Genomic DNA, 13162 nt, shown 5'->3' on the forward strand with positions numbered 1-13162 from the left:
CGCCGTCATCGACGGCTCAGCCGCCGGCCAGCATCGCCTGGATCTTCGCCATGTGCGACTCGGCGGTTTCCCGGGTCACTTCCTTGTCCGCCTCCGGGTCCTTGCCCTGCCAGTGCAGGTCGTCCTGCGGCAGCTCGTGCAGGAAGCGGCTGGGCTGGTTGCGGTGGATCTCGCCGTAGCGCTTGGTCTGCGCGCACCAGGACAGGGTCAGCCACTCCTTGGCGCGGGTGATGCCGACGTACATCAGCCGGCGCTCCTCGTCGACGCGGCCCTCGTCGAGCGCGCCTTCGTGCGGCAGCGTGCCGTCTTCGCAGCCGACGATGAAGACGAAGCGGAACTCCAGCCCCTTGGCCGCGTGCAGGGTCATCATGCGCACCGCGTTGCCCGGCTCGTCGCGGTCGGCGTGGCTGAGCAGAGCCAGCTGCGAGGCGAGGTCGCCGGCGGAGTTGCCGCCCTTCTGCATGGCGCGGAACCAGTCGGCCAGTTCCTTCAGGTTGCCCAGCTTGCGCTCGCGCACGCTGGCGTCAGGCGTGCCGGCGGCGATCTGCGCGGCGTAGCCGGTGCGCTTGAGGATGCGTTCGACCAGGTCGGCCGCGCTCTCGTGCAGCGAGGCGCTGCGCAGTTCGTCGAGCAGGTCGGAGAACCCGGCCAGTGCCGCGGCGGGGCGCGGGGTGAGCTGGCGCAGCACGCCGTCGCTGCGGCTGGCCTCCAGCAGCGAGCAGTGGCGCGATTGCGCAAGCTGGCCGAGCTTCTCCAGCGTGGTGGAGCCGATCTCGCGCTTCGGCACGTTCACCACGCGCAGGAACGCGGCGTCGTCGCTGGGGTTGGTCAGCAGGCGCAGGTAGCACAGGATGTCCTTCACCTCGGCGCGGTCGAGGAAGGAGAGCGCGCCGGTGAGGTGGTACGGGATGCGCGCCAGGCGCAGCGCCTTCTCCAGCGGCCGCGCCTGGAAGTTGCCGCGGTACAGGATCGCCATGTCGTCCCAGCGTGCCTTGTGCTTCTCCGCCAGTGTGGTGGCGATGGCGGCGACGCGCTCGGCCTCGTGCTCGGCCTCCTTGCATTCCAACACGCGGATCGGCGCACCTTCCGGGTGCTCGCTCCACAGCTTCTTTTCGTGCAGGTGCGGGTTGTGCGCGATCAGGCCGTTGGCCGCACGCAGGATGCGCTTGCCGCAGCGGTAGTTCTGTTCCAGCTTGATCACGCGCAGGTTCGGCCAGTCGCGGCCGAGCTGGTCGATGTTCTCGGGATTGGCGCCGCGCCAGGCATAGATCGACTGGTCGTCGTCGCCCACGCAGGTGATCCCGCCGCGCTCGCCGGTGAGTGCCTTCAGCAGGCGGTATTGCGCGTCATTGGTGTCCTGGTACTCGTCCACCAGCAGGTAGCGCAGGCGCTCGCGCCAGGCGTCGCGGCATTCGGCGTCCGATTCCAGGATGCGCAGCGGCAGCCGGATCAGGTCGTCGAAATCCACCGCGTTGAACGCGGCCAGGCGCTGCTGGTACAGGTCATAGATCGTCGCCGCTTCCAGCTCGCGCGGACTGCGCGCGGCGGCCAGCGCCTCTTCCGGCGACAGCCCGCCGTTCTTCGCGCGGCTGAGCAGGTTGCGCAGGCCGAACAGCACGTCGGGCTTGACGCCCTTGGGCGCCAGCTCCTTGACGATGCCGCCGCTGTCGTCCGCATCCAGCACCGAGAAACCGCGGCGCAACCCGGCGCGCGCGTGCTCGATCTGCAGGAACTTCAGCCCCAGCGCGTGGAAGGTGCTCACGGTGAGGGCGGCCGCATCCTCGCTGGACACCAGCTTCGCCACGCGCTCGCGCATCTCGCGCGCCGCCTTGTTGGTGAAGGTGATCGCGGCGATTTTCGACGGGTTGAGCTTTCGCCGCTGGATCAGGTACGCGATCTTCTGCGTGATCACGCTGGTCTTGCCGGAGCCGGCGCCGGCCAGCACCAGCAGTGGCCCCTCGCAGTGTTCGACGGCGGCCAGTTGTTGAGGGTTGAGCATGGATCGTGCGGGACGTGGGGCGGCGGTCGATGGTAGCAGAGCGGCTCTGGGCCATAATTGATGCACTGCGGTGAGGGGGGGTGCGGCATGGCGGAACAGGAAGTCGAGCAATGCGACGTGGCCGTGATCGGCGGTGGTCCCGGCGGCAGCACCGCGGCGGCGCTGCTGGCGAGGCGTGGCTACAAGGTGATCGCGCTGGAGAAGGCGCGCCATCCGCGCTTCCATATCGGCGAATCGCTGTTGCCGATGAACCTGCCGGTGTTCGAGCGGCTCGGCGTGCTGGACAAGGTGCGCGAGCTCGGCGTGTTCAAGCCCGGCGCGGATTTCGAGGCGGACAACGCGCGCGGCTACAACACCTACGCGTTCGCCCGCGCGATCGGGCAGAGCCCGCCGCATGCGTACCAGGTGTGGCGGCAGGATTTCGACAAGATGCTCTACGAGCACGCGCGCGCATCGGGTGCCGATGCGCGCGAGGGCCACGAGGTGGTGCAGGTCGAGCAGCGCGGTGCCCGCGAGGGCTGGCTGGACGTGAAGACCGATGACGGTCGCACCTACGCGATCCAGGCGCGCTACGTGGTGGATGCCAGCGGCCGCGACGCGCTGCTGTCGACGAAGAAGAAGTTGCGCCGCAAGAACGACCAGCACCAGAGCGCGGCGATCTTCGGCCACTTCCGCGCCGCGGCGCGGCGCGCGGGCGAGGACGAAGGCAACATCAGCATCTACAGCTTCGCGCACGGCTGGATGTGGATGATCCCGTTGCCCAATGGCGTGATGAGCGTGGGTGCGGTGTGCCGGCCGGATTACCTCAAGCAGCGCAAGGGTCGCACGGTGGAGTTTCTGCTCGACACGCTGAAGCTGAGCCCGGCGCTGTGGGCGCGCGTGCAGCACGCCGAGCTGATCGACAACGAGGTACGCGTCACCGGCAATTACTCGTACGACTCGACCCGCATGGGCGGGCCGGGCTGGGTGCTGGTCGGTGACGCGTTCGCCTTCCTCGATCCGGTGTTTTCCTCAGGCGTGTACCTGGCGATGAGCGGCGCGGAGCAGGCTGCGGCGGTGGTCGACCGGGCGCTGCGCGAGCCGGCGCGCGAAGCCTCCCTGCTGCGCAAACTGGAGCGGCGCCAGCGCGCCGGCATGGCGCGCTTCTCGTTCTTCATCTACCGCTTCAACGGCCCGGTGATGCAGCAGATGTTTCGCCAGCCGCGCAACACCTGGCAGCTGGAGCAGGGCGTGATCTCGATGCTCGCCGGCGACCTGTTCGACACACCCGTCGTGCTGCGCAAGTTGCGCCTGTTCAAGCTGGTCTACCTGATTTGCATGCTGCGCGACTGGCGCCGCAGCCGCGCCGAACACAAGTATCGCCTGGCCCAGGCGCGGGCCGAGTTCACCGGCGGCAACACGCCTTTGGACAAATCCTGACCGTTGCAGGATGTGCGCGAGTTCCTCGTCACGCCAACCAGGAGCATTGCGACAGGGTGCGCTCCTGCGCATGGCGATGTCCGCGCTACCATGCGGGGTCACGACTTGAACAAGCTCCCCATGGCCAAGCTCTATTTCTATTACTCGGCGATGAACGCCGGCAAGACCACCACGCTGCTGCAGAGCGCGTACAACTATCACGAGCGCGGCATGCGCACGCTGATCCTCACGCCGGCGCTGGACAACCGTTTCGGCGAGGGCGTGGTCGCTTCGCGCATCGGGCTGAAGGCGAACGCGAGGCGCTTCGCCGGCGACGAGGATCTGTACGCGCTGGTCGAGGCCGACATCGCCGCGCGCGGGCCGCTGCATTGCGTGTTCGTCGACGAGGCGCAGTTTCTCGGCAAGGCGCAGGTATGGCAGATCAGCGATGTCGTCGATCGCCTGCATATTCCCGTGCTGGCCTACGGCCTGCGCACGGACTTCCGCGGCGAGCTGTTCGAGGGCAGTCGCCACCTGCTGGCCTGGGCCGACGAGCTGCAGGAGATCAAGACGATCTGCCACACCGGACGCAAGGCCACCATGGTGGTGCGCGTGGATGAGCAGGGCCGGGCGGTCACCGAGGGGCCGCAGGTCGAGATCGGTGGCAACGAGCGCTATGTCTCGGTGAGTCGCGCCGAGTTCAAGAAGATCAGCGAAGGCCGCGGTCGCATCGAGCTGCAGCAGACGGTGTTGCCGCTGGACGACGAGCGCTGAATCCCCCATTGCAAGGATGACCATGAGCCACCCGTTTCCCATCCCCGCCTGGCAACGCCCGCACTGGCAGCCGAGCGAGGAGACGATCGTGCTGCAGTTCTACGTGTTCGGGCAATTCGAAGCCGTGCGCGTGCCCTCGCAGGATTACGGCAGCCCGGGCCTGCCGGCAGGGCTCACCGCGACCAATCATCGCCACGCCGATTTGCGCAGCTGGGACGGTTATCCGCTGAAGGGCGCGATGGGGCGCATGTACAAGGCCGATGCGCCGCAGGCTTTCCAGCGTGCGTTCGATGCGCCGGAGGTGATGGTGGTGCGCGGCATGCTGGCGGACAGTCCGGCCACCGGCTACCTGCGCGACACCCTGGGCGTGCTGGCGGGCATGCTCGATATCGGCGGCGTGGCTGTCCTCGATCCGCAGATCCTCAGCCTGCTCGATGCCGATGCCTGGCGCCGCCACTACCTGATCCGCGATGGTGCGCCGATCCGCCACCACCTGCTGATCCTGTGCGATGGCGAGACGGCACCGGGGCGCTTTTGGGTGCGCACGCGCGGCATGCGCAAGTTCGGCCGCCCGGACATCAGCATCCGCGACGTGCCCGACGCCGCCGTCGATCGCGCCGGCGCGCTGTGCGAACAGATGGCCGAGTTGCAGGCGCTGGGTGCGCATTTCACCGACGGGCAGGTGCTCGAAGGCGAGGGCATTCCCGCCGGCATGGTTGCGAAACTCGGCGGCGGCATGGACGAACCGCCGTTCAACAACACCTGGATCGAACTTCGCTGGAGCTGATGGCGTGAACCGCGCAAACGGCGAAGCCGGCACCAGGTGCCGGCTTCGCCTGGCAAGGCGCGCGTGAAGCGTGCCGGCCGATTCAACCCACCGTGATGAAGCGCTGCGCGTCGTCCATGAACGCCTTCTCGCCGAAGCCACCTTCGTGGGAACCGAACGGCATCTGCGCACGCAGCTTCCACGTCGCCGGCACGTTCCATTCCTGGCGGGTCGCCTCGTCCGTCACCGGGTTGTAGTGCTGCAGGCTGGCGCCCACGCCGGCCTCGGTCAGCGCCAGCCACACGGCGAACTGGGCCATGCCGCTGCTCTGCTCGGACCATACCGGGAAGTTGTCCGCGTACAGGGCGAACTGCTCCTGCAGGCCCTTCACCACCGACTGGTCCTCGTAGAACAGCACGGTGCCGATGCCGGCGGCGAAGCTGTCCAGCTTGGCGGCGGTGGGGGCGAACGCCTCGGCCGGCACGATCTTCTTCAGTTCCTGCTTGGTCAGCTCCCAGAACTGCTCGCTCTGCTCGCCGAACAGGATCACCGCGCGCGAACTCTGCGAGTTGAACGACGACGGCGTGTGCTTGATCGCATCCTTGACCAGGGTGGTGAGGGCGTCCTTGTCCAGCGCCACGTTGCGACCCAGCGCGTACTGGGTGCGGCGCTTCTTGAGCGATTCGATGATGGTGCTGTTCATGGAGGTTCCTCCGAAAGGCGTGGGATCTATACGCTTTGCGAAACAGTGGGGGTCTGGTGAGCCCCACGGTTTCTGCGTTACAGGCGGCCATTTTAGAGGCGATACCAGGGTTGGGTAGCCGGCAATTCGTGATAACTCTGTTTCCAAAGGGAAACGATGACGGGCCTGCCGTCGCAGGCCGGGCGGGAGAGCCGGGGGTGTTGCCTGCCCGCGCCTTCAGCACTGGCAGCGCGGGCACCAGAACGTCGAGCGCTGGCCCAGCACGGCCTGACGGATGGTTGTGCCGCAGACCCGGCAGGGTTCGCCGGTGCGGCCGTAGACCATCAGCTCGCGAAAGAAATAGCCCGGTGCGCCGTCGGGGTTGAGGAAGTCGCGCAGGGTGGTGCCGCCGCGTTCGATCGCCCACGCCAGCAACTGCTTCACTTCCGTCGCCAATCGCGCATAGCGCGCCCGCGACACGCTGCCCGCGGCGCGGCGCGGGTCGATGCCGGCGCGGAACAGCGCCTCGCTGGCGTAGATGTTGCCCACGCCGACCACGATCGCGTTGTCCATCAGGAACAGCTTCACCGCCGCCGTGCGCCCGCGCGAGCGGCGCCACATCAGGTCGCCGTCGAAGGCGTCGGTCAGCGGTTCGGGGCCGAGGTTGGCCAGCAGTTCGTGGGTGGTGCCCGGCGCTTGCCACAGCAGGCAGCCGAAGCGGCGCGGATCGGTGAAGCGCAGGATGCGCGGCGCCTGCGCGGCGCTACGTTCCAGCGCGATGTCGACATGGTCGTGCTTGCCCACCGGCGCGTCCGGCGGCAGCACGCGCAGCACGCCGGTCATGCCCAGGTGCAGCAGCGCGCTGCCGGCGGCGGTGTGCAGCAACAGGTATTTCGCGCGGCGTTCCACCGCGTCGATGCGCTGCCCGGGCAGCAGCTCGCCGATCTCGGGCGGAATCGGCCAGCGCAGGTCGGGGCGGCGCAGGGTGACGCCGCTGACGCGACGGCCGATCAGGTACGGCGCGATGCCGCGACGGGTGGTTTCGACTTCGGGCAGTTCGGGCACGACAGTTTGCCGCTTCAGTGCAGTTCGGTGGTGCGGATTTCCGGCGAGCGTGGCATGTAGCGCGCGGACACCAGCGCCACGCGCTCGCCGACGCGCACATAGCGTTGCGGCCCGGGCACCGCATTGATGCCGAAGGCCAGCGTCTGGCCGTCCAGAGTCAATGTCGCGTGCGGCGGCGCCAGGCCGATCTTCGCCGGTTCGAAATCGGCCAGCGGGCGCCAGCCCAGCACGCGCGCGCCGGCAATGTCGGCCAGGTCGCGCAGGCGGTCGTCGTCGGCCGCCCGGTGCGCCGTGCCGTCGGTACGCCACCAGTGGCCGTCGCCGCGCTTCTCGTAGTGCAGCGTGGCGGCGCCGGGCAGGGCGAGGCTGATGTGGCTGATCGCCGCCGGATCGAGCGTGGTCAGCTCGCCGTTCGCGCGGCTGGCGTCGTGCTGCCATTGCCACAGCGCCAGCGCCAGCAGCACCGCCACGGCGGCGAACAGCAGGCTTCGTTGCCGGGTGGCGCGCTTCATCGCTCAGCGCCGCCGCCGGCGCCACACGATGGCGCCGCCGATCAGCAGCAACAGCAGCGGCAGGCCGAACAGGAAGCCGAAACTCAGCACGTTCAACTCGCCCTGCGAGATTTCCAGCAGGCGGTCCGGCGCGCCGCGCGGCGGCACGTCGACCAGCTTGTCGTCGCCCAGCAACCAGTTGAACACGCGCTCGCCCAGCGCGCGGTTGCCGCCGTTGCCGAGGTAGGTGTTGGAGAGGAAATCGCCATCGCCGATCACCACCGCACGCTGCTCGCTCTTGTCCGGGCTGGGCGACAACCGGCTCAGCGCGAAGCCGAAATCCAGCGGGCCTTTCAGCTCGCCGGCATCGGCATCGAAGCGGATGTCGGAGCTTTTCGTGTTGTCGATCGGCTGGAACTCGGTCCAGCTCTGCGGGCTGGAACGCAGGAAGGCGTGCGTGGCCCAGCCCGTGCGCGCCACCTCGGCCAGCGCCGATACCTGCGGGAACAGCGTGGTGAGCTGGAAGCCGCGGGTGATCGCCTGCGGCGGGTAGCTGCCCAGCGCGAGCATGCGCGGGTCGTGCAGGCCCAGCGCCGAACCGGAGCCGTCCACCAGCACGCCCGGCAGCACGCGCACGCCCAGCGCGTCGGCCAGTGGTTTGAGGCCGAGCTCGTCGTTGGCCGGCTCGGTGAGCCACAGCAGGTTGCCGCCGGCCTGCACGTAATCGACCAGCGCCTGTACCGCACCCGGCGCGAGCGGTACGGTGGGGCTGGCCAGCACCACCAGGTCGGTGTGCTCGGGCACCGCGTTGACCTGCGAGAAGTTGAGCGGCACCGCGCGCATGCCGCGGCTTTCCAGCTGCGCCATGAAGGTGCCCATGTCGGCATTCGCCTGGCCGTCGGCACGGCGCTCGTCGTCGCCGGTGACGAAGGCGACGATGCGGTCGTTGCCGCGCTGCAGGCGTTCCAGTGCATTGGTCAGGCTGCGCTCGGACAACTCGTCCAGGCGCTGCTCGTGGTTCTGGTAATGCAGGATCAGCGCGCCGTCGACGGTGATGCCCAGCTCGCGCATCTTCGCCGGATCCAGTTGCGGATCGACGAAGCGCAGGCTGATGTCGCGCTTCACCATCTGGTAGCGCTGCAGGAAGCCGGCAATGGTCTGGCGCAGGTCGCCCTGCGGGCTGGCGTAACTGACGATGTCCACCGGGCCGTCGAGTTTCGCCAGCACCGCGCGGCTTGCCGGCGACAGGCTGATGCGGCCGTTCGCGGTCCAGTCGGCAACATGGACGTGGCGCGTGCCGAGGTAGCCGAGGGCGGCGCAAGCCAGCAGCAAGAGCAGGGCGAACAACCAGCCGTCCAGACGTCTGAACATGTTGCGCATCAGCCGCGCTCCCGCTCGGTGGACAGGTGGCGCGTGGCCAGCGCCAGCGAGAGGCCGATCAGCAGCGCGAACCACAGCAGGTCGGCGCTGGAAACCAGCCCGCGCAGCAGCGGTTGCACGTGCGCGCTCATCGCCAGCCAGTTGATCGCGCCGCCATCGATGCCGGCCATCTGCGCACCCAGGTTCACGCTCCACAGCGCCAGGCCAAGGATCAGCGCCGCGGCCGCGGCGATCGCCGGGTGGCTGGAGAAGCTGGAGCAGGCCAGGCCCAGCGCGGCCAGCGCGGCCAGCATCAGGGCCAGGCCAAGGGCGGCGGCGGCGAGCTTGCCCCCGTCCAGGTCGGTGGCATGCGCGAGCGCCAGCGGCATCGCCAGCGTCAGCGCCAGCCACAGCGTCAGCCAGCCGAGCAGGGCGAGGTACTTGCCCAGCACGATGCGCGACGCCGGCACGCCGGCGGCGAACAGCAGCGGCAAGGTGCCGTTGCGGCGATCACCGGCAATCACCGACATGGTCAGCAGCGGCACCACCAGGAACGCCAGTTGCGCCAATTGCCCCAGCAGCGGCACCGCCACCAGGTCGGTGAAGCCCGGGCCGTCGGGCAGGGCGGCCCGCTGGATCTGGCCGGCGAGGAAACTGCCCAGCAGCACGGTGAAGTTCCAGCCCAGCCAGGCCAGGGTCAGCGCCGCCAGCACCCAGGCCAGCGGACGCACCCGCAGGCGACGCCATTCCAGGCGGGCGACTGCCAGCATGCTCATGCGGCTTGCGCCGGGCGGGGGGTCATCGCGATCTCGAAGAAGCGCCGTTCCAGCGCGGCGTGATCGCCGGCTTCGACCATGCCTTCGTGCTGCAGCGCGCCCTCATGCAGGATCGCCACGCGATCGCACACCGCGGTGACTTCGCTCAGCACGTGGGTGGACAGGATCACCGCCGTGCCGGCGGCGGCTTGTTCGCGGATGAGGCTGCGCAGCGCGGCCATCTGCACCGGGTCGAGCGCGTTCGCCGGCTCGTCCAGCACCAGCAGGGTAGGCCGGTGCACCAGCGCGCAGGCCAGCCCGAGCCGCTGGCGCTGGCCCTGCGACAGCACGCCGGCCAGTCGCCGCGCCAGCGGTTGCAGCTCCAGCCGCTCGACGATCGCGTTGCGCGCCGCGTGCAAGGCGGCGCCGCGCAGGCCGCGCAGGCGGGCGTGGGCGTCCAGGTGTTCGATCACGTTCAGCTCCGGCCACAGCGGCGCACGCTCGGGCAGCCAGCCGATCCCCGTGCGCGCGAGCTCCGGTCGCTCCAGAAAATCCTCGCCGTTCAGCTTGATGGCGCCGGTGTCGGGTCGCAGCGCCCCGGCGATCATCGACAAGGTGGTCGACTTGCCGGCACCGTTGACGCCGAGCAGGCCCAACACCTGGCCGCGGAGCAGGCTCAGGCTGAGATCGCGCACGGCAACACGACCGGCGCGGCGGCGGGCGACGTGGTCCAGCTGCAGGGCGAGCGGCGGGTCGGCGGGGATGATCGTGGTCATTGCCTGATTGTTACGGCGCCCCCATGGTTAGACAACAGGCGATCGCGAGCGATGCCAACCAACACCGGTTTCACTCCCGCCTCTTGACAGACTGTTATGCTCATGCATTGCCCATGCTGGCGGGTATGGGATTTCACCCACTAGACTCCGCTCGTTTCCCGCCGTTCCTTCCCCATCCGGTAACTTCCATGCTTGACGCGGTACTCGATTTTCTCAACCACGGCCTCGCCGACGCGAGCTGGGGCCAGATCGCCATCTACATGCTGGTGGTGACCCAGCTCACCATCTTCACGGTGACGCTGTATCTGCATCGCAGCCAGACGCACCGCGGCGTGGATTTCCATCCCGTGCTGGCGCACTTTTTCCGTTTCTGGGGTTGGCTCACCACCGGCATGGTCACCCGCGAATGGGTGGCGGTACATCGCAAGCACCACGCCAAGGTGGAGACCGAGGAAGACCCGCACAGCCCGATGATCTACGGCATCAAGAAGGTGTTCTGGGACGGCGTGTCGCTGTACCGCGATGCCTGCGAGAACAAGCAGGACATGGTGCAGTACGGTCGCGGCACGCCGGACGACTGGGTCGAGCACAAGCTCTATGGCGCGCATCCCTATTGGGGCCCGACCCTGATGCTGTTGATCAGCGTGGCGCTGTTCGGCGTGATCGGCGCGGCGCTGTGGGCGCTGCAGATGGTGTGGATCCCGTTCTGGGCCGCCGGCTTCGTCAACGGCATCGGCCACTGGGCCGGCTACCGCAATTTCGAGAGCGCCGATACCGCGCGCAACCTGATCCCGTGGGGTTTCTGGATCGGCGGCGAAGAGCTGCACAACAATCACCACGCCTTCCCCAGCTCGGCCAAGTTCGCGCTGCGCAAGTGGGAGTTCGACATCGGCTGGGCGGCGATCTGCGGCCTGCGCGCCGTGGGCCTGGCCAAGGTGCTGCGCGTGGCGCCGTCGCTGGACGTGCGCCCGAACGTGCGCCTGCCCGATGCCGACACGCTCAAGGCGGTGCTCACCCATCGCTTCCAGGCGATGACCGACTACTACCGCGGCGTGATCGTGCCGACCCTGCGCGACGAGGCACAGCACGCGGGCGAGAGCATCAAGTCGATGCCCCGCCGCATGCGGCGGGCGCTCGCCGATGGTGGGCGCTGGCTGGACAACGAAGGCCGCGACCGCATGCAGGCCGTGCTGGCCAAGCGGCCCACGCTCAAGACCGTGGTCGAGTTCCGCAGCCGCCTGGCGGCGCTGATGGAACAGCGCGGTGCCGATCAGGCGCTGAAGGGTCTGCAGCAGTGGATCCACGAGGCCGAGGAAAGCGGCATCCGCGCGCTGCAGGAGTTCGCCCAGCGGCTCAAGGGCTATACGGTCGCCACGGCCTGAGCGCCCGCGAGACATCATGTTCCGGCAAGGCCCGCCTGTTGGCGGGCTTTGTTTTTGAGGCGCAGGCGACGAGGGGGGATGCATGGCTCTGCGCGTATTGCTGATCGGAGCCGGCGGCGTGTTCGGTTCGCGGATCGCCGCTGCGTTGGCGTATGACCCACGTTTCGCGCTGACCCTGGCCGGCCGGCATCCGGCCAGCTTGCAGCAGTTGCGCGAGCGCCTGGGCGATCCATCGATCGGCGTGGCGACGCTCGATGTCGCCTCACCCGCCTTGCCTGCGGCGATGGCTTTGGCGCAACCGCAGCTGGTGATCCATGCGGCCGGCCCGTTCCAGCGGCAGGACTACCGGGTAGCCGAGGCCTGCCTGGCGTGCGGCAGTGATTATGTCGACCTGGCCGATGGCCGCGATTTCGTCGCCGGCATCGGCTGCCTCGGTGCGCGCGCGAAAACTGCCGGCCGGCTGCTGGTCAGCGGCGCCTCGACGCTGCCGGCGTTGAGCAGTGCGGTGGTCGACGCGCTGCTGCCGCGCTTCGCCGTGCTGGAGAGCATCGAGCACGCGATCAGCCCCGGCAACCGCACGCCGCGCGGCGACGCGACGGTGGCGGCGATCCTCGGCTACTGCGGCCGGCCGGTGCGGCTGTGGCGCGATGCGCGCTGGCAACACGGGCATGGCTGGATGTCGACCCGGCGCCAGCGCTTTGCCTTCGGCGGGCGCTGGGTCGGCCTGTGCGACGTGCCGGACCTGGAGCTGTTCCCGGCACGTTATCGCGGCGTGCGTCAGGTGGTGTTTCGCGCCGGACTGGAGCTCAGGCGCCTGCACTTCGGCACCCTGGCCGCAGCCTGGCTGGTGCGGCTGGGTTTGCTCGGCGATCTGGCCCGGCACGCGCCGCGCCTGCGCCGGCTCAGCGAACGCTTCATCGACGCCGGCAGCGATGTGGGCGGGATGGTGGTGGAGCTGCGTGGTCGCGACCCGCAGGGCGAGGCGCTGCACCTGCGCTGGTCGCTCGATGCCGGTGCCGGCGACGGTCCGCAGATTCCCGCCACGCCCGCGGTGGTGCTGGCGCGCAAACTCGCCGATGGCGCGTTGCCGGCGCGCGGGGCGATGCCGTGCATGGGCTTGTTCACCCTGGACGAGGCCTTGTCGGCGCTGACCGGTTTCGCGATCGAGACCGGCGTGGAAGAGCTCACGGCATGAAACGCGCGCGCTGTTCCGGCGTGGGCACGAAGCATTGGCGGCTCTGTCCGAAAATGCGGTAGCGATGCCGGGCGACGAAGCGGTAGGCCGGATCGCGCAACCCGCGCGGTACCAGCAGCATGGCGCGGCTCAGCCAGTGCCAACGGCGGCGGTCCAATCCACGCAACACGCGGGCGATCGCCTCGCTGTCGGTGTAACCGCGACCGTCTTCCACCAGCAGGAACGACAGCGGCGATTGCGGGTCCAGTCCGTGCGCCAGCAACAGCTTGCGTCCGCTGTCGGACTGCATCGCGGCGAAGTGGTAGTGCGCGGCATGGTCGTGCTTCAGCAGGAAGCGTACCCAGCGGCTGCACAGCAGGCAGACACCGTCGAACACGATCACCGGTGGAGCGTGTTCATGCGTCATCGGACAGCGGTTCCAGCCAGCCGTCGTAGGCGATCAGACGGCCCAGCAGCGGCAGTTGCACGTCGACGAGGAAGTGGTAGCGGCCATCGCGCATGCCGCTGCTGGGCCGTCTGA

At 68.8% G+C, this 13162-nt stretch carries 14 protein-coding genes; 5 read left to right on the top strand and 9 right to left on the bottom strand.

Annotated elements, in window-relative coordinates:
• Positions 1 to 16 precede the first annotated feature (16 nt).
• Positions 17 to 1999: a UvrD-helicase domain-containing protein gene (locus B1991_RS16220; RefSeq protein WP_136259720.1), complete on the bottom strand. Its 1983-nt coding sequence runs from the start codon at positions 1997 to 1999 to the stop codon at positions 17 to 19.
• 87 nt (positions 2000 to 2086) lie between these two features.
• Between B1991_RS16220 and B1991_RS16225 the strand changes: the two genes are divergently transcribed.
• The 3 genes from B1991_RS16225 to B1991_RS16235 all read left to right on the top strand — a co-directional run bounded on the left by B1991_RS16225 (position 2087) and on the right by B1991_RS16235 (position 4958).
• Positions 2087 to 3418 (top strand): NAD(P)/FAD-dependent oxidoreductase, encoded by a 1332-nt coding sequence (locus B1991_RS16225; RefSeq protein ID WP_136259721.1) that lies wholly within the window; start codon positions 2087 to 2089, stop codon positions 3416 to 3418.
• A 120-nt stretch (positions 3419 to 3538) separates the two neighbouring features.
• On the top strand, positions 3539 to 4171 hold the full coding sequence (locus tag B1991_RS16230; RefSeq protein WP_136259733.1) for a thymidine kinase: 633 nt from the start codon (positions 3539 to 3541) through the stop codon (positions 4169 to 4171).
• A 22-nt stretch (positions 4172 to 4193) separates the two neighbouring features.
• Positions 4194 to 4958 (top strand): hypothetical protein, encoded by a 765-nt coding sequence (locus tag B1991_RS16235; RefSeq protein ID WP_136259722.1) that lies wholly within the window; start codon positions 4194 to 4196, stop codon positions 4956 to 4958.
• A gap of 82 nt (positions 4959 to 5040) precedes the next feature.
• On the opposite strand, the gene B1991_RS16240 is transcribed toward B1991_RS16235, so the two are convergent.
• From B1991_RS16240 to B1991_RS16265, 6 genes are all read right to left on the bottom strand, one after another.
• A complete protein-coding gene (locus tag B1991_RS16240; protein ID WP_136259723.1) occupies positions 5041 to 5640 on the bottom strand; it encodes a nitroreductase family protein in 600 nt (199 codons plus the stop codon).
• Between the two features lie 216 nt (positions 5641 to 5856).
• Positions 5857 to 6684: a bifunctional DNA-formamidopyrimidine glycosylase/DNA-(apurinic or apyrimidinic site) lyase gene (mutM, locus tag B1991_RS16245; RefSeq protein ID WP_136259724.1), complete on the bottom strand. Its 828-nt coding sequence runs from the start codon at positions 6682 to 6684 to the stop codon at positions 5857 to 5859.
• 14 nt (positions 6685 to 6698) lie between these two features.
• Positions 6699 to 7196 (bottom strand): hypothetical protein, encoded by a 498-nt coding sequence (locus tag B1991_RS16250; protein WP_136259725.1) that lies wholly within the window; start codon positions 7194 to 7196, stop codon positions 6699 to 6701.
• 3 nt (positions 7197 to 7199) lie between these two features.
• Complete coding sequence (locus B1991_RS16255) at positions 7200 to 8555, bottom strand: GldG family protein (protein ID WP_136259726.1); 1356 nt, start codon at positions 8553 to 8555, stop codon at positions 7200 to 7202.
• A complete protein-coding gene (locus B1991_RS16260; RefSeq protein ID WP_136259727.1) occupies positions 8555 to 9310 on the bottom strand; it encodes an ABC transporter permease in 756 nt (251 codons plus the stop codon). The genes B1991_RS16255 and B1991_RS16260 overlap by 1 nt, the downstream gene beginning before the upstream one ends.
• Positions 9307 to 10065 (bottom strand): ABC transporter ATP-binding protein, encoded by a 759-nt coding sequence (locus tag B1991_RS16265; RefSeq protein WP_136259728.1) that lies wholly within the window; start codon positions 10063 to 10065, stop codon positions 9307 to 9309. Before B1991_RS16265 ends, B1991_RS16260 begins: the two co-directional genes overlap by 4 nt.
• Positions 10066 to 10253: 188 nt before the next feature.
• Here B1991_RS16265 and B1991_RS16270 point away from each other — a divergent pair, with 188 nt between their 5' ends.
• Together B1991_RS16270 and B1991_RS16275 are read left to right on the top strand one after the other, a co-directional pair.
• Positions 10254 to 11447 (top strand): DesA family fatty acid desaturase, encoded by a 1194-nt coding sequence (locus B1991_RS16270; RefSeq protein WP_136259729.1) that lies wholly within the window; start codon positions 10254 to 10256, stop codon positions 11445 to 11447.
• 82 nt (positions 11448 to 11529) lie between these two features.
• On the top strand, positions 11530 to 12642 hold the full coding sequence (locus B1991_RS16275; protein WP_136259730.1) for a saccharopine dehydrogenase family protein: 1113 nt from the start codon (positions 11530 to 11532) through the stop codon (positions 12640 to 12642).
• On the opposite strand, the gene B1991_RS16280 is transcribed toward B1991_RS16275, so the two are convergent.
• Positions 12632 to 13048, bottom strand: coding sequence for a thiol-disulfide oxidoreductase DCC family protein (locus tag B1991_RS16280; protein ID WP_136259731.1), 417 nt, complete (start codon positions 13046 to 13048; stop codon positions 12632 to 12634). The genes B1991_RS16275 and B1991_RS16280 overlap by 11 nt on opposite strands.
• A partial coding sequence (locus B1991_RS16285; protein ID WP_136259732.1) for a DUF4166 domain-containing protein occupies positions 13038 to 13162 on the bottom strand: 125 nt, incomplete at its 5' end. The genes B1991_RS16280 and B1991_RS16285, both read right to left, overlap by 11 nt.

It is taken from the genome of Rhodanobacter lindaniclasticus (assembly GCF_004799035.1).
Taxonomy (GTDB): domain Bacteria; phylum Pseudomonadota; class Gammaproteobacteria; order Xanthomonadales; family Rhodanobacteraceae; genus Rhodanobacter; species Rhodanobacter lindaniclasticus.

What these genes read in the sequence shown, in the direction of transcription:
- B1991_RS16220 (WP_136259720.1), bottom strand. Translation starts at nt 1,999, where the DNA reads ATGCTCAACCCTCAACAACTGGCCGCCGTCGAACACTGCGAGGGGCCA.
- B1991_RS16225 (WP_136259721.1), top strand. Translation starts at nt 2,087, where the DNA reads ATGGCGGAACAGGAAGTCGAGCAATGCGACGTGGCCGTGATCGGCGGT.
- B1991_RS16230 (WP_136259733.1), top strand. Translation starts at nt 3,539, where the DNA reads ATGGCCAAGCTCTATTTCTATTACTCGGCGATGAACGCCGGCAAGACC.
- B1991_RS16235 (WP_136259722.1), top strand. Translation starts at nt 4,194, where the DNA reads ATGAGCCACCCGTTTCCCATCCCCGCCTGGCAACGCCCGCACTGGCAG.
- B1991_RS16240 (WP_136259723.1), bottom strand. Translation starts at nt 5,640, where the DNA reads ATGAACAGCACCATCATCGAATCGCTCAAGAAGCGCCGCACCCAGTAC.
- B1991_RS16250 (WP_136259725.1), bottom strand. Translation starts at nt 7,196, where the DNA reads ATGAAGCGCGCCACCCGGCAACGAAGCCTGCTGTTCGCCGCCGTGGCG.
- B1991_RS16255 (WP_136259726.1), bottom strand. Translation starts at nt 8,555, where the DNA reads ATGCGCAACATGTTCAGACGTCTGGACGGCTGGTTGTTCGCCCTGCTC.
- B1991_RS16260 (WP_136259727.1), bottom strand. Translation starts at nt 9,310, where the DNA reads ATGAGCATGCTGGCAGTCGCCCGCCTGGAATGGCGTCGCCTGCGGGTG.
- B1991_RS16265 (WP_136259728.1), bottom strand. Translation starts at nt 10,065, where the DNA reads ATGACCACGATCATCCCCGCCGACCCGCCGCTCGCCCTGCAGCTGGAC.
- B1991_RS16270 (WP_136259729.1), top strand. Translation starts at nt 10,254, where the DNA reads ATGCTTGACGCGGTACTCGATTTTCTCAACCACGGCCTCGCCGACGCG.
- B1991_RS16275 (WP_136259730.1), top strand. Translation starts at nt 11,530, where the DNA reads ATGGCTCTGCGCGTATTGCTGATCGGAGCCGGCGGCGTGTTCGGTTCG.
- B1991_RS16280 (WP_136259731.1), bottom strand. Translation starts at nt 13,048, where the DNA reads ATGACGCATGAACACGCTCCACCGGTGATCGTGTTCGACGGTGTCTGC.